Source organism: Mesorhizobium sp. WSM4840, assembly GCF_055811755.1.
In genome coordinates, this window is sequence record NZ_JBVVQD010000004.1 from 134564 (window position 1) to 154003 (window position 19440).

At 63.7% G+C, this 19440-nt stretch carries 15 protein-coding genes; all 15 read left to right on the forward strand.

What is annotated here, in order from left to right:
- Position 1 precedes the first annotated feature (1 nt).
- The 15 genes from mraY (at position 2) to AC0L3I_RS08255 (ending at position 19357) form a co-directional block, all read left to right on the forward strand.
- Positions 2–1084: a phospho-N-acetylmuramoyl-pentapeptide-transferase gene (gene mraY / locus AC0L3I_RS08185; RefSeq protein WP_095483331.1), complete on the forward strand. Its 1083-nt coding sequence runs from the start codon at positions 2–4 to the stop codon at positions 1082–1084.
- A gap of 8 nt (positions 1085–1092) precedes the next feature.
- Positions 1093–2496: a UDP-N-acetylmuramoyl-L-alanine--D-glutamate ligase gene (gene murD / locus AC0L3I_RS08190; RefSeq protein ID WP_473526580.1), complete on the forward strand. Its 1404-nt coding sequence runs from the start codon at positions 1093–1095 to the stop codon at positions 2494–2496.
- Positions 2496–3647, forward strand: a complete 1152-nt coding sequence (gene ftsW / locus AC0L3I_RS08195; RefSeq protein WP_473526581.1) for a putative lipid II flippase FtsW — start codon at positions 2496–2498, stop codon at positions 3645–3647. The genes murD and ftsW overlap by 1 nt, the downstream gene beginning before the upstream one ends.
- Before the next feature lies 1 nt (position 3648).
- Complete coding sequence (gene murG / locus AC0L3I_RS08200; protein ID WP_473526582.1) at positions 3649–4776, forward strand: undecaprenyldiphospho-muramoylpentapeptide beta-N-acetylglucosaminyltransferase; 1128 nt, start codon at positions 3649–3651, stop codon at positions 4774–4776.
- Positions 4773–6179 carry a UDP-N-acetylmuramate--L-alanine ligase gene (murC, locus tag AC0L3I_RS08205; RefSeq protein WP_473526583.1) on the forward strand — a complete coding sequence of 469 codons (1407 nt, stop codon included), beginning with the start codon at positions 4773–4775 and terminating at the stop codon, positions 6177–6179. The genes murG and murC overlap by 4 nt, the downstream gene beginning before the upstream one ends.
- Entirely contained in the window at positions 6176–7141 is a 966-nt protein-coding gene (gene murB / locus AC0L3I_RS08210; RefSeq protein WP_473526584.1) for a UDP-N-acetylmuramate dehydrogenase, read from the forward strand. Before murC ends, murB begins: the two co-directional genes overlap by 4 nt.
- 299 nt (positions 7142–7440) lie before the next feature.
- Positions 7441–8367 carry a D-alanine--D-alanine ligase gene (locus AC0L3I_RS08215; RefSeq protein WP_473526585.1) on the forward strand — a complete coding sequence of 309 codons (927 nt, stop codon included), beginning with the start codon at positions 7441–7443 and terminating at the stop codon, positions 8365–8367.
- Positions 8355–9296, forward strand: coding sequence for a cell division protein FtsQ/DivIB (locus AC0L3I_RS08220; protein WP_473526586.1), 942 nt, complete (start codon positions 8355–8357; stop codon positions 9294–9296). The genes AC0L3I_RS08215 and AC0L3I_RS08220 overlap by 13 nt, the downstream gene beginning before the upstream one ends.
- Complete coding sequence (ftsA, locus tag AC0L3I_RS08225) at positions 9293–10600, forward strand: cell division protein FtsA (protein WP_473485251.1); 1308 nt, start codon at positions 9293–9295, stop codon at positions 10598–10600. Before AC0L3I_RS08220 ends, ftsA begins: the two co-directional genes overlap by 4 nt.
- 67 nt (positions 10601–10667) lie before the next feature.
- Positions 10668–12320, forward strand: coding sequence for a cell division protein FtsZ (gene ftsZ, locus AC0L3I_RS08230; protein WP_473526587.1), 1653 nt, complete (start codon positions 10668–10670; stop codon positions 12318–12320).
- 273 nt (positions 12321–12593) lie between these two features.
- Entirely contained in the window at positions 12594–13541 is a 948-nt protein-coding gene (gene lpxC, locus AC0L3I_RS08235; RefSeq protein ID WP_473485253.1) for a UDP-3-O-acyl-N-acetylglucosamine deacetylase, read from the forward strand.
- Positions 13542–13755: 214 nt separating this feature from the next.
- Positions 13756–14625, forward strand: a complete 870-nt coding sequence (locus AC0L3I_RS08240) for an outer membrane protein assembly factor BamD (RefSeq protein WP_473526588.1) — start codon at positions 13756–13758, stop codon at positions 14623–14625.
- Positions 14626–14638: 13 nt separating this feature from the next.
- On the forward strand, positions 14639–16309 hold the full coding sequence (gene recN / locus AC0L3I_RS08245) for a DNA repair protein RecN (protein ID WP_473485254.1): 1671 nt from the start codon (positions 14639–14641) through the stop codon (positions 16307–16309).
- Positions 16310–16523: 214 nt separating this feature from the next.
- Entirely contained in the window at positions 16524–18674 is a 2151-nt protein-coding gene (gene ligA / locus AC0L3I_RS08250; protein ID WP_473526589.1) for an NAD-dependent DNA ligase LigA, read from the forward strand.
- Entirely contained in the window at positions 18671–19357 is a 687-nt protein-coding gene (locus tag AC0L3I_RS08255) for a DUF2461 domain-containing protein (protein ID WP_473526590.1), read from the forward strand. Before ligA ends, AC0L3I_RS08255 begins: the two co-directional genes overlap by 4 nt.
- The last annotated feature ends 83 nt before the right edge of the window (positions 19358–19440 follow it).

The window sequence follows — 19440 nt, forward strand, 5'->3', positions numbered from 1 at the left end:
CATGTTCACACTGCTCGTCGAATTCGCGGACAAGATTTCGGTCTTCAACGTCTTTCGCTACATAACCTTCCGTACCGGCGGCGCGCTGATAACAGCGGCGCTGATCGTCTTCATCTTCGGACCGGCTATCATCAATTCGCTGAGGCTGCGGCAAGGCAAGGGCCAGCCGATCCGCGCCGACGGGCCGCAGACGCATTTCAAGAAAGCCGGCACGCCGACCATGGGCGGGCTGATGATCCTGTGCGGCATCATCGGCTCGTCGCTTTTGTGGGCGAACCTGTCCAGCATCTATGTCTGGGTGGTACTGCTGGTGACCTTGGGTTTCGGCTCGATCGGCTTCTACGACGATTATCTCAAGGTGACGAAGCAATCGCATCTCGGCTTTTCCGGCAAGGCGCGGCTGGCGCTTGAATTCGTGATAGCCGGCATCGCCGCCTGGGTGATCATGCACAACGGCCAGGCGCCGTTCTCGTCATCGCTGACTTTTCCTTTCGCCAAGGAGTTCCTCGTCAATCTCGGCTGGTTCTTCATCCCGTTCTCATGCTTCGTCATCGTCGGCGCCGGCAATGCCGTGAACCTGACCGATGGCCTCGACGGGCTGGCGATCGTGCCGATCATGATCGCGGCGGCGTCCTTCGGCGTCATTGCCTATCTCTCCGGCAATGCGGTGTTCGCAGAATATCTGCAGATCCATTTTGTGCCCGGCACCGGTGAATTGGCGGTGGTCCTCGGCGCGGTGATCGGCGCCGGCCTCGGCTTCCTGTGGTTCAACGCACCGCCGGCGGCGATCTTCATGGGCGATACCGGCTCGCTGGCGTTGGGCGGCCTGATCGGCACGGTCGCGGTTGCCACCAAGCACGAGATCGTGCTGGTCATCGTCGGCGGCCTGTTCGTCGTCGAGATCCTGTCGGTCATCATCCAGGTCGGCTACTTCAAGATGACCGGCAAGCGGGTGTTCCTGATGGCGCCGATCCACCATCATTTCGAAAAGCTGGGCTGGACCGAAAGCCAGGTGGTGATCCGCTTCTGGATCATAGCAGTCATCCTGGCGCTGGTCGGCCTGTCGACCCTCAAGCTCCGATAGGAGGTCGCTTGATCCCCGCCGCATCCTTTGCAGGCAAGCGCGTTTCGCTCTTTGGGCTCGGCGGCTCGGGGATCGCCACTGCGCGCGCGCTGATCGAAGGCGGGGCGGACGTGCTCGCCTGGGACGACAATCCCGGCAGTGTCGCCAATGCCGCGGCCGTCGGTATCGCGACCGGCGATCTGCGCGGCGCAGACTGGGCGAAGTTCTCGGCCTTCGTGCTGTCGCCCGGCGTGCCACTGACGCATCCGAAGCCGCACTGGACAGTGGAGCTGGCGCGCGCTTCAGGCGTCGAGATCATTGGCGACGTCGAGCTGTTCTGCCGGCAACGGACCTTGCTGGCGCCGGCAGCACCCTTCATCGCCATAACCGGCACCAACGGCAAATCGACGACGACGGCGCTAACGGCGCATATCCTGAAATCGGCCGGACGCGACACGCAGATGGGCGGCAATATCGGCCGCGCGGTGATGACGCTCGATCCGCCGGAACCCGGGCGGCACTATGTCGTGGAATGCTCGTCCTACCAGATTGACCTGGCGCCCTCGATCAATCCGACCGCCGGCGTCCTGCTCAACCTGACGCCCGATCACCTCGACCGTCATGGCACGATGCAGCACTACGCCGCGATCAAGGAACGGCTGGCGGCCGGCAGCGAGACGGCAATCGTCGGTGTCGACGATTCCTGGTGCGCCCAGCTCGCCGACCGGCTGGAACGGGCAGGCCAGCACGTCATCCGCATTTCCAAGCGCCTGCCATTGACCGACGGCTATTTCGCCGATGGCACCGATCTGATGGAGGCGGTGCATGGCCGTTATAGCCGGATCGCCTTTCTCGAAGGCATCGGCTCGCTGCGCGGCCAGCACAATGCGCAGAATGCGTTGGCCGCTATCGCCGCCTGCCTCAAGGTCGGGCTCGAGCTGGGCGAGATCCAGTCGGGCCTGGAGAGCTTTCCCGGGCTGGCGCACCGTATGGAGCAGGTCGGCCGCAAGGGCCATGTGCTGTTCATCAACGATTCCAAGGCGACCAATGCCGATGCGGCAGCGCCCGCACTGTCCAGCTTTCCGCGCATCTACTGGATCGCCGGCGGGCTCCCGAAAGAGGGTGGCATCGAGCCGTTGCGCGGCCTCTTTCCGCGCGTCGCCAAAGCCTATCTGATCGGTGAGGCCGCACCAGCCTTCTCGGCGACGCTCGGCGAGGCAGTGCCTTACGAGATCTCCGGCACGCTGGCGGCAGCAGTCGAGCACGCCGCAAGCGACGCGGCCAGGGATGATGGCAACGGCGAGGTGGTGGTGCTGCTTTCGCCGGCCTGCGCCAGTTTCGACCAGTTCAAGAATTTCGAAGTGCGCGGCGAAGCCTTCAGGCAAGCTGCGAGTAGTATTGATGGCGTGAAGCTCATCGGAGGGACACGGTAATGCAAAGTCGTCTCGACAAAAGCCCGGTTGCCACCTGGTGGTGGACGATCGATCGCTGGTTCCTGGCTGCGTTCCTGTCGCTGATGGGGCTCGGCATCGTGCTGTCCTTCGCGGCAAGCCCGGCGGTGGCCCAGCGCATCGGCCTGGACAGTTTCCACTTCGCCACACGGCAGATCATCTTCACCATTCCCGCACTTGGCGTGATGCTGGCGGTCTCCTTCCTGGAAGCGCGGCAGATCAGACGCATGGCCCTGGCGATGCTGTGCATGATGCTGGTGCTGATGGTGGCGGTGCTCTATATCGGCGTCGAGGTGAAGGGCGCGCGGCGCTGGGTGTCGCTCGCCGGCGTGTCGATCCAGCCGTCGGAATTCCTGAAGCCGGCCTTCGTCGTCATCTGTGCCTGGCTGTTTGCCGAACACAAGCGCCAGCCCGACATCCCGGGCAATCTGTTCGCCATGCTGCTGCTGGCCCTCGTCATCTCGCTGCTGGTGGCGCAGCCTGATTTCGGCCAGACCATGCTGGTGCTCGGCACCTGGGGGGTGATGTTCTTCATGGCCGGACTGCCATGGCTGTGGATCATCGCGCTGGGCGCTGCCGGCATCGGCGGCGTGTTCGCCGCCTACACGGTGTTCCCGCATGTCGCCGGCCGCATCGATCGCTTCATGACCGGCGAGGGCGATACGTTCCAGGTCGACATGGGCCGCGATGCGCTGATCAACGGCGGATGGTTCGGCGTCGGGCCGGGCGAGGGCACCGTCAAGCGGGTCATCCCCGACAGCCATGCCGATTTCGTCTACTCGGTGGCCGGCGAGGAGTTCGGACTGATCATGTGCTTCTTCATCATGACCATCTTCGCCTTCATCGTGCTGCGCGGCCTTAGCACCGCGCTCAAGGAGCAGGACGATTTCACACGCTATGCGGTTGGCGGCCTGGTCACGGTTTTCGGTCTGCAGTCGGTCATCAACATGGCAGTCAATCTGCAGCTGATGCCTGCCAAGGGCATGACCTTGCCGTTCATCTCCTATGGCGGCTCCTCGCAGATCGCCATCGCCATCTCGATGGGCATGGTGCTGGCGCTGACGCGCAAGCGGCCGGAAAAGCGCAAGCAGTTGGGATTCGCACCGTCGCAGCGCACCATGCCGGCGGAATGAAATGTCGAAAGGCGCGATCCTTCTGGCGGCCGGCGGCACTGGCGGGCACCTCTTCCCGGCCGAGGCGCTGGCGCACGAACTGATCAGGCGCGGCTGGACGGTGCATCTCGCCACCGATGATCGTGCCGAGCGTTTTGCCGGCCAGTTTCCGGCCGCAGGCATCCATCCGATCCAGTCGGCGACAATGAGTTCGAAAAATCCTTTTGCCGTGCTCGCCGCCTTCTGGAAAATCTGGGGTGGCGTGCGGCAGGCATCCGCCGTGATCGGCCGGATCAAGCCAGCCGTCGTGGTCGGTTTCGGCGGTTATCCGACGCTGCCGCCGCTCTATGCGGCGACGCGGCGCAAGGTGCCGACGCTGATCCACGAGCAGAACGCGGTGATGGGGCGCGCCAACCGGGCGCTTGCCGGCCGCGTCGATGCCATCGCCGGCGGGTTCTTGCCGGAAGATTCAAGCGCTGCGGGCGCCAAGACGGTGACGACAGGCAATCCGGTCAGGCCGCAAGTGCTGGAGGCGGCAAAGACGCCCTATGCGGCGTCGACCGGGGAGCAGCCGTTCCGCCTTCTGGTGTTCGGCGGCAGCCAGGGCGCACAGTTCTTTTCCGACGCAATGCCAGCGGCGGTAGCACAGCTTTCCGACGCACAACGCAAGCGGCTTGATATCACGCAGCAGGCCCGTGCCGACGATGTCGAGCGGGTGAAGGCGGCTTATGCCGCCCTTGGCGTCGAGGCTGAGGTGTCGCCCTTCTTCACCGGCATGGCGGCGCGCATGGCTGCGGCGCATCTGGTGATGTCACGATCCGGCGCATCGACCGTATCGGAAATCGCGGTGATCGGCCGACCAGCGCTGCTGGTGCCCTATCCGCACGCGCTCGACCACGACCAGGCAGCCAATGCCGCGGCATTGGCAGCGGCAGATGCCGCCGAAGTGCATCCGCAATCCTCGCTCTCGCCCGAGCGCATCGCTGCGCTCGTCGGGGCGCTGATGGACGATCCGGAGCGGCTGACCACAATGGCAGCGGCGGCGAAATCGGCCGGAAAACCGGACGCTGCACGGTTGCTCGCCGATCTGACAGAGGCTATTGCGTCGAAGAAAAGCGTATCGGACTTCAGGAAGGAGACGCACGCATGAAGATGCCGCAGACGATCGGCCTCGTGCATTTCATCGGCATCGGCGGTATCGGCATGAGCGGCATCGCCGAGGTGCTGCACAATCTCGGCTACAAGGTGCAAGGGTCCGACCAGGCCGACAGCGCCAATGTGCAGCGGCTGCGCGACAAGGGCATCGAGTGCTTTGTCGGTCATCACGCCGATAATATCGGCGATGCCGAAGTGGTGGTCGTCTCGACGGCGATCAAGAAATCCAATCCGGAGTTGAAGGCCGCACGCGAGAAACTGCTTCCCATCGTCCGTCGCGCCGAGATGCTGGCCGAACTGATGCGCTTCCGGCAGGCTGTGGCCATCGGCGGCACGCATGGCAAGACGACGACGACCTCGATGGTGGCGACGCTGCTCGAAGCCGGCGGTCTCGATCCGACCGTGATCAATGGCGGCATCATCAATGCCTACGGCACCAACGCCCGCATGGGCGATGGCGAATGGATGGTGGTCGAAGCCGATGAGAGCGACGGCACCTTCCTGAAGCTGCCGGCCGAGATTGCCGTCGTCACCAACATCGATCCCGAGCATCTCGACCATTACGGCTCCTTCGACAAGGTGCGCGAGGCCTTTCGCCAGTTCGTCGAGAACGTGCCGTTCTACGGCTTCGGCGTCATGTGCACCGACCATCCGGAGGTTCAGGCGCTGGTCAGCCGCATCGAGGACCGGCGCGTCATCACCTATGGCGAGAACGCGCAGGCCGACGTGCGTTTCACCAATCACCGCATGAACGGCCCGATCTCGGAATTCGACGTGGTGATCCGCGACCGCAAGAGCCGCGGCCAGTCGACGATCTCAGGCCTGCGCCTGCCGATGCCCGGCCGTCACAACGTCGCCAATGCGACGGCGGCGATCGCTGTGGCGCATGAGCTCGGCCTTTCGGCCGAGGCGATCAGGAAGGGCCTGTCGTCCTTCGCCGGCGTCAAGCGGCGCTTCACCCGTACGGGTTCGTGGAACGGCGTCGATGTGTTCGATGATTACGGCCACCATCCGGTCGAGATCACGGCGGTTCTGAAGGCGGCGCGCGATGCCACCAAGGGTCGCGTCATCGCCATTGCCCAGCCACACCGCTTCACCCGGCTGCACGACCTGTTCGACGAGTTTTCCGTCTGCTTCAACGATGCCGACACGGTGATGGTGGCGCCGGTCTATGCGGCAGGCGAAGAGCCGATCGACGGGGTGACGTCCGAAGCATTGGTGTCGCGCATCCGCTCCGGCGGCCATCGCGACGCGCGCTACATCGAAGGCCCCACGGCGATTGCGCCGGTTATCCGCGATCTGGCGAAACCAGGCGATTTCATCGTCTTCCTTGGTGCCGGCAACATCACGCAATGGGCCTACGCGCTGCCCAAGGAACTCGGCGGTACTGCCTCATGATGCGCGGCCAGGCATTGATCGACAAGCTTGGCGGCCGGCTTGCCGGCCTGCGCGGCCGCATCACGCCCAATGCCGAGATGGACAAGATCACCTGGTTTCGCGCCGGCGGACTGGCCGACGCGCTGTTCCAGCCGGCCGACGAGGACGATCTCGCCACATTCCTGAGAGCAGTGCCCGAAGAGATACCGCTGACCATCGTCGGCATCGGCTCGAATCTGCTTGTCCGCGACGGCGGTATTGCGGGCTTCGTCATCCGGCTTTCGGCCAAGGGCTTTGGCGAGGCCGAAGTGATTGCGCCGACCACAATCAAGGCGGGTGCCGCCACGCCCGACAAGCGCCTTGCCGCTGTCGCCTATCAGGCTGGTATAGGCGGCTTCGAATTTTACCACGGCATTCCGGGTGCCATCGGTGGTGCGCTGAGGATGAACGCCGGCGCCACTGGCGTCGAGACGCGCGAGCGCGTCGTCGAGGTGCGGGCGCTCGACCGCAAGGGCAATGTGCATACGCTGAGCAACGCCGATATGGGCTACGCCTATCGCCATTCGGCAGCACCTGCCGGGCTGATCTTCACATCGGCTGTGTTCGAAGGGGTTTTGGCAGACAAGGCCGCGATCCAGGCGGCGATGGACGCCGTCCAGCATCATCGCGAGACTGTGCAGCCGATCCGCGAAAAGACCGGCGGCTCGACCTTCAAGAATCCGGAGGGCACCTCGGCCTGGAAGGAGATCGACAGAGCTGGTTGTCGGGGGCTGATGATCGGCGGCGCGCAGATGTCGCCGATGCATTGCAACTTCATGATCAACACGGGAACCGCGACCGGCTACGACCTCGAATATCTCGGCGAGACGGTGCGCACGCGTGTGCTCGAAAAGTCGGGCATCCGGCTGCATTGGGAAATCAAGCGCATCGGCAATTTCCGGCCGGGGCACGAGGTCCAGGAGTTCCTCGGACAGTTGCTCTAAAGACTCACAACACAGTTTTCGCTGCCGTTTTTGCCGAAAGTGAATCTCTCGGAATCGTAAGGACTTGCCAGTGAATCAACTCTCTGATTCTCTGCCCTGAAGCGTTTCCTGATTTGAGTCGTTTCGACGCGTTGCCAGCGTTTTTCCGTCAGGGGCAACCTGCCGGGAGGCTCGAGGACTCGATGTTGCGGAACCATGAGAGCAGGGACTGCTCCGAGCGTTTAAGTGTGTGGCCCTTTCCGGGGCATGTAAGATGCAGACCCGCCGTGAAGGGCCCGCCGTGAGAGGGAATGACGGGAATGAAAAGCAAGCACGTGGCCGTCCTTCTGGGGGGATTCTCGTCCGAGCGGCCCGTGTCTTTGTCCTCGGGGAATGCCTGTGCTGATGCGCTCGAGAAGGAAGGCTACCAGGTCAGTCGCGTCGACGTCTCGCGCGATGTCGGATCGGTGCTGGCTGAGCTCAAGCCTGATGTTGCCTTCAATGCGCTGCATGGCCCTTTCGGCGAGGACGGCACCATACAGGGCATCCTCGAATATCTTGCCATCCCCTACACCCATTCCGGCGTGCTCGCCTCGGCGCTTGCCATGAACAAGGAACAAGCCAAGAAGATCGCCAAGTCTGTCGGCATCCCGGTTGCCGAATCGAAGGTGGTCAATCGCTTCGCCATCCAGAACAAGCACCCGATGAAGCCGCCCTATGTCGTCAAGCCAGTCAACGAGGGGTCGAGCTTCGGCGTCGTCATCGTGCACGAAGGTCAGTCGCATCCGCCGCAGGTCATCGGTTCGTCCGATTGGAAGTATGGCGATACCGTCATGGTGGAGCGCTACGTGCACGGGCGGGAGTTGACCTGCGCGGTGATGGGCGATGTGGCGCTCGGCGTCTGCGAGATCATCCCGACCGGCCATTCCTTCTACGACTATGATTCAAAATACGTCGCGGGCGGATCAAAACACGAATGCCCTGCAAAAATTTCACCGAATATTTACCAAAAAATACAGACACTGACGCTCAAGGCTCACCAAGCTATCGGCTGCCGGGGCGTTTCCCGGTCGGACTTCCGTTATGATGATCGACACTCCGAGAACGGCGAAATTGTCTGGCTCGAGATCAACACTCAGCCGGGCATGACGCCGACATCCTTGGTGCCTGAGATCGCCGTGCAGGCGGGACACTCGTTCGGCGATTTGTTGAGTTGGATGGTGGAGGACGCTTCGTGTCTGCGTTGAAGTGGGGACAGGGCAAGGGGAAGGGCGCGGCCGGGCCGACGCTGTTCGGCGTTTCGTTGTCGTTCGACCATTTCGTGCTGCCGCGTCTGCTTCGCCGGCCGGCGCGCGTGCTGGCGCGTCTGGGCGAGGACGACTTCGAGGCGCCGCCTTTTTCCGCAGCCATGTTGTCGGCGGCGCTGCTCGTATCGGGCAGTGCCTATGGCGCCTATCTCGGCGGGCATGTCGACGGCATCGTCCAGGGCATCACCGCCCGCACCGGCTTCGCCGTCGACCAGATCAAGGTCGTCGGCAACCGCGCGACCTCCGAGATCGACATTCTCGACAGGATGCAGCTCGATGGCTGGACGTCGCTGATCGGCTTCGACGCCGAAGCCGCGCGGGAACGCATAACCACGCTGCCCTGGGTCGAGGTTGCGGCGGTGCGCAAGGTCTATCCGCACACGCTGGAGGTGCGCATCGAGGAGCGTGAGCCCTTTGCGCTCTGGCAGCAGGGCAGCGAGCTTTCCGTCATCGAACGGTCCGGCGCCGTGATCGCGCCATTCTCCGGCGGCAGGCAGTCGCTGCTGCCGTTGATCATCGGCACCGGCGCGCCGGCCAAAGCGCCCGATTTCCTGGCCAGGATCAAAAAATACCCAGAGCTTGCCGCGCGGGTCAAAGGCTATATCCGCATCGGCGAACGGCGTTGGGACCTGAAGCTGGAGAATGGCATCACCGTCAAGCTTCCCGAGGATGGCGAGGACCAGGCGATCGCCGATCTGGTCAGGATGGACCGCAAGAACGGGCTGCTGACGCGCGACATCGCCGCCGTCGACATGCGCCTTTCCGATCGCCTCGTCGTCCAGTTGACGCCGGAAGCGGCGACGCAGCGCGAGGCTGCGCTCAATGAAAAGCCGAAAATGCCGAAGCGCAAAGCGGAGACGAAGATATGAGCTGGCTTGGCGGCAACAGCGATGCCTCGTCGCGCCGGTCCGGCATCATGACGGTGCTGGATGTCGGTTCGAGCAAGGTCTGCTGCGTGGTGGCCAAGCTCAAGCCGCGCGAGGACGGCATGCTGCTGCGCGGACGCTCGCATCGCATCCAGGTGATCGGCATCGGCCACCAGAAATCGCAAGGCGTGAAATCGGGTGTCGTCATCGATCTCGATAGGGCCGAGCACGCCATCCGTCTTGCCGTCGATGCCGCCGAGCGCATGGCTGGCCTGACCGTCGATTCACTGATCGTCAACATGACGGCCGGCCGGCTGAAGAGCGAAAGCTTCTCGGCAACCATCAATCTCGGTGGCCATGAGGCCGACGAGGCCGACATCAAGCGTGTGCTTGCCGCCGGCGCCAAGCAGGCGCTGCGGGCCGAGCGCGAGGTGATCCATTCGCTTCCCGTCGCCTTTTCGCTGGACGCCGAGCGCGGCGTGCGTGATCCGCGCGGCATGGTCGGCGACCAGCTCGGCGTCGACATGCATGTGCTGACGGGTGATGCGGCGCCCTTGCGCAATCTGGAGCTTTGCATCAACCGTTCGCACCTGTCGGTCGAGCGCATGGTGGCGACGCCCTATGCCAGCGGGCTTGCCGCACTGGTCGACGACGAACTCGAAATGGGCGCAGCCTGCATCGACATGGGTGGCGGCACTACGACGATCTCGGTGTTTTCGGAAGGCAAGTTCGTCCATGGCGACGCCATCGCCATCGGCGGCAACCACGTCACGCTGGATATGGCCAAGGGCCTGTCGACCTCGCTCGACGCCGCCGAGAGGCTGAAAGTGATGCATGGCTCGGCGCTGCCCGGCAGTGCGGACGACCGCGACCTGGTCTCGATACAGCCGATCGGCGAGGATGGCGAGGTGCCGCTGCAGATACCGCGTTCGGTGATGACGCGCATTATCCGCGCACGCATCGACGAGACGCTCGAACTGTTGCGCGACCGGCTGAACAGGTCCGGCTACGGCAACGCCGTCGGCAAGCGCGTCGTGCTGACCGGCGGCGCCAGCCAGCTTTCCGGCCTGCCCGAGGCAGCGCGCCGCATTCTCGGACGCAATGTGCGCATCGGCCGTCCGCTCGGTGTGGCGGGCTTGCCCGAGGCGGCCAAGGGGCCGGCTTTCTCGACGCCGGTCGGGCTTCTCATCTATCCGCAGATGGCGAATTTCGAGAGCCATCCGGCGAAAGGAATTTCTGGTCTCAGGATGACCGGAACGGGCGGAAAACTGCATCGAATGAGTCAGTGGTTGAGAGACAGTTTTTAAATTGACGGGGACAGCCCCATAGGCGGCCGCAGCGGCGAAGCGGCGGGAAAGGCAAAGGACGGAGACAATGACCATCAATCTGCAGAAGCCGGATATCACCGAGCTCAAGCCGCGTATCACCGTGTTCGGTGTCGGCGGCGGCGGCGGCAATGCCGTCAACAACATGATCACCGCCGGCTTGCGCGGCGTCGAGTTCGTGGTCGCCAATACCGACGCGCAGGCGCTGACCATGTCCAAGGCGGATCGCCTGATCCAGCTCGGCGCGCATGTCACCGAGGGCCTGGGTGCGGGATCGCAGCCGGAGGTCGGGCGCGCGGCGGCGGAGGAATGCATCGACGAGATCGTCGATCATCTCTCCAACACCCATATGTGCTTCGTCACTGCCGGCATGGGCGGCGGCACCGGCACGGGGGCCGCGCCGGTCGTTGCACGTGCAGCCCGCGAAAAAGGGATCCTCACCGTCGGCGTCGTCACCAAGCCGTTCCATTTCGAAGGCCAGCGCCGCATGAAGACGGCGGATCTGGGCATCGAGGAATTGCAGAAATGCGTCGACACCCTCATCGTCATCCCCAACCAGAACCTGTTCCGGCTGGCCAATGACAAGACGACCTTCGCCGACGCTTTCGCCATGGCCGACCAGGTGCTCTATTCCGGCGTCGCCTGCATCACCGACCTGATGGTCAAGGAAGGGTTGATCAACCTCGACTTCGCCGACGTCCGCTCGGTCATGCGCGAGATGGGCAAGGCGATGATGGGGACGGGCGAAGCTTCCGGCGAGGGCCGCGCCATGGCCGCCGCCGAAGCCGCGATCGCCAACCCGCTGCTCGACGAGACCTCGATGAAGGGCGCCAAGGGCCTGTTGATCTCGATTACCGGCGGCCGCGACCTGACCCTGTTCGAAGTCGACGAGGCCGCGACCCGCATTCGCGAGGAGGTCGACCAGGAAGCCAACATCATTCTGGGTGCGACGTTCGACGAGGATCTCGAAGGCGTCATCCGCGTCTCGGTGGTTGCCACCGGCATCGACAAATCGGCGGCTGAAATCGCCGCCGCGCCGATCGCCATCCGCACGGCCCCGCCAAAGCCGGTCAATCGCCTGGCCGTTCCGGTCACGGAAAGCCGTCCGGCGCCTGTCCAGCAGGGGGGCTACGAGCCGCGCGCCGCCGATCCTGTAGCCGAGGCGATCCAGCTTGCCGAGGCGAATGCCGCGGCGATGGCGCGTCCCGCGCCGGCTGCCCAGGCGGAAGATTTCCGTCCGCAGAGCAAGATCTTCCAGGCGCCGCCGGCCCAGCCGCAGCCGATGGTTCAGCAGGTGATGCAGCCTGCGCCACAGCGCGAGGTGCTTCAGCCGGTAGCCGCAGCGCCCCAGCGCATGCCGCGCGTCGAGGACTTTCCGCCGGTGGTGAAAGCCGAAGTGGAAGCCAAGGGCCGCCCGGCCGACCATGAGAACAGCGGCCCGATGGGACTGCTCAAGCGCCTGACCAACGGCCTTACCCGCCGCGAAGAAGAACCTGCACGGCTGCAGCCGGCGCAGCCGCGTGAGCCGAAACTGCGCCAGGCGGCACCCGAAGTGCGCCGCCTTGCCAGCCAGGATCCGCAGCTTTACGCGCCACGCCGCGGCCAGTTGGACGACCAGGGCCGGCTGACGCCGCAGAGCAGGGCTGTCCAGGAAGACGATCAGCTGGAGATTCCGGCATTCCTGCGCCGCCAGGCCAACTGACCTGTTAACGGTCCGTAACAGTTGTTAACAGGCAGATAAGAAATTGTTTGCCTGTTAATATTAAAAGTGCTTGTAAAACAGGGAGTTACGAGACCGTATCCGCTGCGGATTGCGGTTACAGAGAGTAAGAAACCGTGATTTGGAGACTTCCTGCTGGACCACTATCTTCGCCCCGATCAATTTCGGTTTGCTGGGATTCGGGGAAGTGGCCCTGCCTGCCGATCAAAGAGCCGCGCCCTTGGGCTAATGAAGCGGACGTAGGCAGTATGGGCTATGGGGTTTGTTTTGCACGACTATCAGACGACACTTAGATCGCGTGCAACGCTGACCGGCACCGGCGTTCACAGCGGCAATCCCGTTACCGTTCATTTCCTGCCGGCAGACGCTGATACGGGTGTCGTGTTCCAGCTTTCGAATGGAAGCGAAGACCGGGAGTTCCGTGCGCTCGTTTCCGAGGTCGGCGCCACCGATCTCTGCACCATGCTCGGCGATCCGGCAGGCGAGCATATCGCCACCGTTGAACATCTGATGGCCACGCTTTTCGGGCTCGGCATCGACAATGTCGTCATCGAGATCGACGGCCATGAGGTTCCGATCCTTGACGGCAGCGCCATGGCGTTCGTCGAGGCGATCGACCAGGCGGGCATCGATACGCTGCCGGTCAAGCGCCGCTATATCCGTGTGGTCAAGCCGGTTCGCATCGAGAACGGTGCCTCCTGGGCGGAGTTCAGGCCCTATGACGGCACGCGCTTCGAGATCGAGATCGATTTCGAAAGTCCAGCGATCGGCCGTCAGCTGTTCGCATCCGACATGAACGCCGACATTTTTCGCCGCGATATCGCGCGGGCCCGTACCTTTGGTTTCATGAAGGACGTCGAGCGGCTGTGGGCAGCCGGCTATGCGCTTGGCTCCTCGCTGGAAAACTCCCTGGTGATCGGCGACGACAACCGCGTGATCAATATGGGAGGCTTGCGCTATCCCAACGAGTTCGTGCGCCACAAGACGATGGACGCCATGGGCGATCTGGCGCTGGCCGGCGCCCGGTTCATTGGCTGCTTCCGTTCCTATCGCGGCGGCCACAGGCTGAATGCGGCAGCGCTGCGCCGCCTTTTGTCGGACCGTTCGGCGTTCGAGATCGTCGAGACGACACGCCGCGAGCGCGGTCGTACCGCCGAGATGAGCGCCGTCTATGCGCCTGTCTACGCGCCCTGGATGATCTGAATCTTAACGTTTTCGGGTTTTATGGCTGCCGGCCGGTGTTGCATGAATGCATCATTGGCCGGCGAAATCACGCAAGTGTGCAGGCTGCGCCAGGCTGCCACAAAAATGTGCGATTGGCCGGAGATAGCGTTGCCGGGCACGGCGATTATGGTTATGCCTGCTGCCCCAGAGCGAAATGACGACTGAAATGACGCCGAAAGGGCGGAATCCAATCATGTTCTTCAAGCGAATTGGTCAATCGAAAGCGCCGCATCGGGCTGTTTTCCTGGCGCTTTCGGTGGTTGTTCCATCGCTGTTCCTGTCGGCCTGCATGTCGTCCGAGAAGGATGTCGACCTGTCGACCTATGTCGAGCAGACCGAGCCGGCCGACGTTCTCTACAATCAGGGTCTCGCCAATCTGAATGCCGGGCGGCTGCAGGAGGCGAGCCGCAAATTCAGTGCGGTCGACCGCCAGCATCCCTATTCGGAATACGCCCGCAAATCGATGGTGATGGGCGCCTTTGCCGACTATCGCCAGGGCAACTATACCGAGGCGATCGGTTCGGCCAAGCGCTATCTCACGCTCTATCCGTCGACCGACGACGCGGCCTATGCCCAGTACATCATCGGGCTCAGCTATTACCGGCAAATCAGGGATGTCACCCAGGACCAGAAGGAAGCGCGTCAGACCGTGCAGACGATGCAGGATCTGGTGACGCGCTGGCCCGATTCAGAATATGTCGACGACGCCAAGGAAAAGATCCGCTTCGCCAACGACCAGCTCGCCGGCAAGGAGATGCAGATCGGGCGCTACTATCTCGAGCGCCGTGAATATATCGCCGCCGTCAAGCGGTTCCGCCTCGTGGTGGAGACCTATTCCAACACGCGTCATGTCGAGGAAGCGCTCGCGCGCCTTACCGAAACCTATTTTGCGATGGGGCTGACATCGGAAGCGCAGACTGCCGCGGCTGTGCTCGGCACCAACTATCCCGACAGCGTGTGGTACAAGGATTCCTACAAGCTCCTGCAGACTGGTGGGCTCGAGCCGCGCGAGAATGCCGGCTCGTGGATCGCCAAGGCCGGGAAGCTGATCACCGGCGCCTGAGCGGCGCGCCACCATGCTTTCCAGGCTGTCGATCCGCGATATCGTTCTGATCGAGAAGCTGGACATCGATTTCTCGTCCGGTCTTTCAGTGCTGACCGGCGAAACCGGCGCTGGAAAATCCATCCTGCTCGACGCGCTGTCGCTGGCGCTTGGCGCGCGCGGTGACGCCTCGCTGGTGCGGCATGGCGCGGCACAGGGCCAGGTCATCGCGGTGTTCGACGTGCCGCGCAACCATCCTGCCCGCATACTGCTTGCCGACAACGCCATCGAGGACGATGGCGACATCATCCTGCGGCGCGTGCAGACGGCGGACGGCCGCACCCGCGTCTTCGTCAACGACCAGCCTTCCAGCGTGACGCTGATGCGCGACGTCGGTCACGCGCTTGTCGAGATCCACGGCCAGCATGACGAGCGTGCCCTGGTCGATCCCGGCGCCCATCGCGAATTGCTGGACAGTTTTGGCGGTCATCTCGGCGCTGTGCGGGCGACTGGCGAGGCATGGCGGTACTGGCGGGCCTGCGAGCAGGAATTTTTGCGGCACCGCGCCAAGGTGGAGGCGGCCGCCCGCGAGGCCGACTATCTGCGCGCCGCGGTCGCCGAATTGACGAAGCTCGACCCCCAGCCGGGCGAGGAAGCCGACCTTGCCGAATTGCGCGCCTCTATGATGCGGGCGGAAAAGATCGCCTCGGAAATCCATGACGCGCAAGATGTGCTCTCGGGACCGTCCTCGCCCCTGCCGCAACTCGCCAGCCTGTTGCGGCGACTGCAGCGCAAGGTGGCCGATGCGCCCGGCCTGCTCGACGAGCTGGTCAAATCGCTCGATGAGGCGATGCTGTCGCTCGACGCGGCGCAATCGGGCGTGGAAGCGGCACTTCGCGCCACCGAATACGATCCGCGGCGGCTGGAACAAGCCGAGGAGCGGCTGTTTTCGCTGCGCGCCGCCTCACGCAAGCACAGTGTGGCGGTCGACGATCTGGCGCAATTGCGCGACACGATGGCCGCCGATCTCGCCGATCTCGACGCCGGCGAGGAGCGCCTGCACGGGCTGGAGAAGCAAGCCGCCGCCGCGCGTGAGACCTACGACATTTCCGCGGCACAGCTTTCGTCGCTTCGCCATGCGGCGGCGGTCGGATTGACCAGGGCGGTGATGGCCGAACTGCCGGCGCTAAAGCTCGAACGGGCCGCGTTCATCGTCGAGATGGCAAGTGAGGCCGAGAGCCGCATGGAAGACGGCATCGACCAGGTCGAGTTCTGGGTGCGCACCAATCCCGGCACAAGACCGGGCCCGATGATGAAGGTCGCCTCCGGTGGCGAGCTTTCGCGGTTCCTGCTGGCGCTGAAGGTGGCGCTGGCCGACCGCGGCTCGGCGCCGACCTTGGTCTTCGATGAAATCGACACCGGCGTTGGCGGCGCGGTGGCGGACGCCATCGGCCAAAGGCTGGCGCGGCTGTCGAAGCGCGTGCAGGTGCTTTCGGTTACGCACGCGCCGCAAGTGGCGGCACGCGCGGCGACGCATTTCCTGATCTCCAAATCCGGCGGCGCCGATCGTGTTGCCACCGGCATCGCCGAGATGGACCGCGCGGCACGCCAGGAAGAGATCGCGCGGATGCTGGCCGGGGCGACCATCACCGACGAGGCGCGTGCGGCGGCCGAGCGACTGCTTCGCGAAAATACCGCAGCATAGCAGAGCTTATGCTTGGCGTTGTGGATCGAGTCAGGATGTGGCTCCATCCTGCTGTTCAGGAATGATTTTCCCAAAATCCTGATCTATTGTGGCGCGCCACCGCTGAAGCGCCGCGCGGTCTCTCGGACGCGCAAGGGACGCTGAAGCAATTTGATTTTGCGCATGACCCCGAAAATCGTTCCGGTCTTCGGGGTCATGCGTCGAGGAGCCGTGCATGTCCGATAAACCAGTCGATTCGCTCAGTGAAAGTGAAGCAGCCAGGGAGCTGAAGCGGCTGGCCGAGGACATCGCCGCTCACGACCAGCGTTACCATGCCGAGGACGCGCCGACGATTTCGGACGCGGCCTACGACGCGCTGCGGCGGCGCAACCTCGCCATCGAGCAGCGGTTTCCCGCCCTTGTGCGCGAGGATTCGCCCTCTCGGAAAGTCGGCGCGGCGGTCTCGGAAAAATTCCGCAAGATCGTCCATGCCATCCCGATGCTGTCGCTCGACAACGCCTTTGCCGATGCGGATGTGATCGATTTCGTCGGCCGCATTCGCCGCTTCCTCAGGCTCGGCGCCGACGCGCCGCTGGCCATGACGGCCGAGCCGAAGATCGACGGCCTGTCGCTGTCGCTGCGCTACGAGGCCGGACGGCTGGTGACGGCAGCAACGCGTGGCAACGGTCAGGTCGGCGAGGATGTGACGGCCAACGCCCGCACCATCGCCGAGATTCCCAATGTGCTTTCGGGGGATTTCCCCGAAGTATTGGAAGTGCGGGGCGAGGTCTATATGCGCCTCACCGATTTCGCCGAACTCAATCGCCGCAATGCCGAGGCCGGAAAGCAGGTTTTTGCCAATCCGCGCAACTCGGCAGCAGGCTCCTTGCGCCAACTCGACACGTCGATCACCGCCAGCCGGCCGCTGCGGTTTTTTGCCTATACCTGGGGCGCGGTGAGTGCCATGCCCGCCGACACGCAGATGGGCATGGTGGCGGCGTTCGAGCGTTTCGGCTTCAGGGTCAATCCGCTGATGAAGCTGTTCGACAGCGTCGAGGGGCTGCTCGAACAATACCGGCTGATCGAATCCAACCGGGCGACGCTCGGCTACGACATCGACGGCGTCGTCTACAAGGTGAACAGCCTCGAGCTGCAGCAGCGGCTGGGCTTCGTCTCACGCTCGCCGCGCTGGGCGATCGCGCACAAATTCCCGGCCGAGAAGGCGACGACGATCCTGACCGGCATCGACATCCAGGTCGGCCGCACCGGCGCGCTGACCCCGGTGGCGCGGCTGGTGCCGGTGACGGTCGGCGGCGTCGTGGTGACCAACGCAACGCTGCACAATGAGGACTACATCAAAGGCATCGGCAATAACGGCCAGCCGATCCGCGAAGGCCGCGACATTCGCATCGGCGACACGGTGAGCATCCAGCGTGCCGGCGATGTCATCCCGCAGGTCATCGACGTGGTCTTGGAGAAGCGGCCGCCCGACATTATGCCATATGCTTTCCCAGTGCTTTGCCCGGCCTGCGGCAGCCACGCCGTGCGCGAGGAGGGTGAAGCCGTCAGGCGCTGCACCGGCGGATTGATATGCCCTGCGCAAGCAGTGGAGCGTCTGCGTCATTTCGTGTCTCGAGGTGCTTTTGATATCGAGGGGCTCGGTGAGAAGCAGATTGAGTTCTTCTTCCATGCCGAGGATCCGTCGCTGCGCATCTATTCGCCGGCCGACATCTTCACCCTGAAGGCACGGCAGGCAGCATCATTGACCAAGCTCGAGAATGTCGACGGTTTCGGCGCGACCTCGGTACGCAAGCTGTTCGCGGCAATCGACGATCGGCGGCAGGTCGAGTTCTCGCGCTTCCTCCATGCGCTCGGCATCCGCCACATCGGCGAGACCAATGCCAAGCGGCTGGCCCGCCATTTCCTTTCCTTTGCCGCTTTCCGCGAAGCCGGGCAAAACGCCGTCATGCCGGCCGGCAAGGGTGACCCTGGAAACGCTGCCTGGCAGGAGTTGAACGGCATCAACGGCATCGGCTCGATCGTTGCCGAAGCGGTGGTCGATTTCTTCGCCGAAGACCATAACCGGCAGGCGCTCGATGCATTGCTGGCGGAAGTCACAGTGCTCGACGAGGAGCCGGTCGGTGGCGTGTCGTCGCCGGTCTCCGGCAAGACGGTGGTCTTCACCGGTGCGCTGGAGAAGATGTCGCGCGACGAGGCCAAGGCGATGGCCGAAAAGCTCGGCGCCAAGGTCGCCGGCTCGGTGTCGAAGAAGACCGATCTCGTCGTTGCCGGACCAGGTGCCGGCTCCAAGCTCAAGCTCGCCAACGAGGTCGGCATCGAAGTGATCGACGAGGATGCGTGGCTGGCGCGGATCGGCAAGTCGTGACGGTGGCATTTAACGGGTTCGGCCAAAAGGCCATTCCTTTCCTCAAGGCACTCGATTTTCATCAGAGCCGGGAGTGGTTTCTGGAAAATCGCGACCTCTTCGAACGCGAGCTGCGCGACCCCTTCGGCGATCTGGTCGAAACGCTGTCCGAGCGTTTCTCGGCAGCGGGGCTGGGTTTGCGCGGCGATCGCAAGAAGTCGCTGTTCCGGATCAATCGCGACGTGCGTTTCTCCAAGGACAAAAGTCCTTACAACCGGCATCTGTCGGCGATTCTCTCACCCGACGGCACCAAGATGGAGCAGGGCGTGTTCTTCGTTTACATTGGGCTCGACCGCTGCTTTGCCGGCGTTGCCTGGTGGCAGCCCGGGCCGGAGCTGCTCCTGGCGATGCGCCGGGCTATTGCGACGCGGCCGGGTGAATTCCGGGCGCTGATCAAGGCGCTGAAGCAAAATCGTCTCGAACTCGATGCGGAAGGTTGCATGAAGCGAGCGCCACGCGGCTTCGAGCATGTCACGGACGCCGATCTCGCCGCGGCCATCCGCAACCGGCATTTCGCCGTCCGGCACGAAATCGACCCTGCTGGAATCCATGGGCCGGCCTTGGTCGACGAGCTTGTCGATTTCGCCTTGCGGGCAAGACCGCTGCTCGACTGGGGCAGGGCGATCGAAGGCCAGGTCGAGTAGACTGGCTGCGTTCCAGCGATCATTTCCGCTGATCATTGGCTCAAGCGAATTGGTGTGACAAGGCTGGCGGCGCTCCCTACATA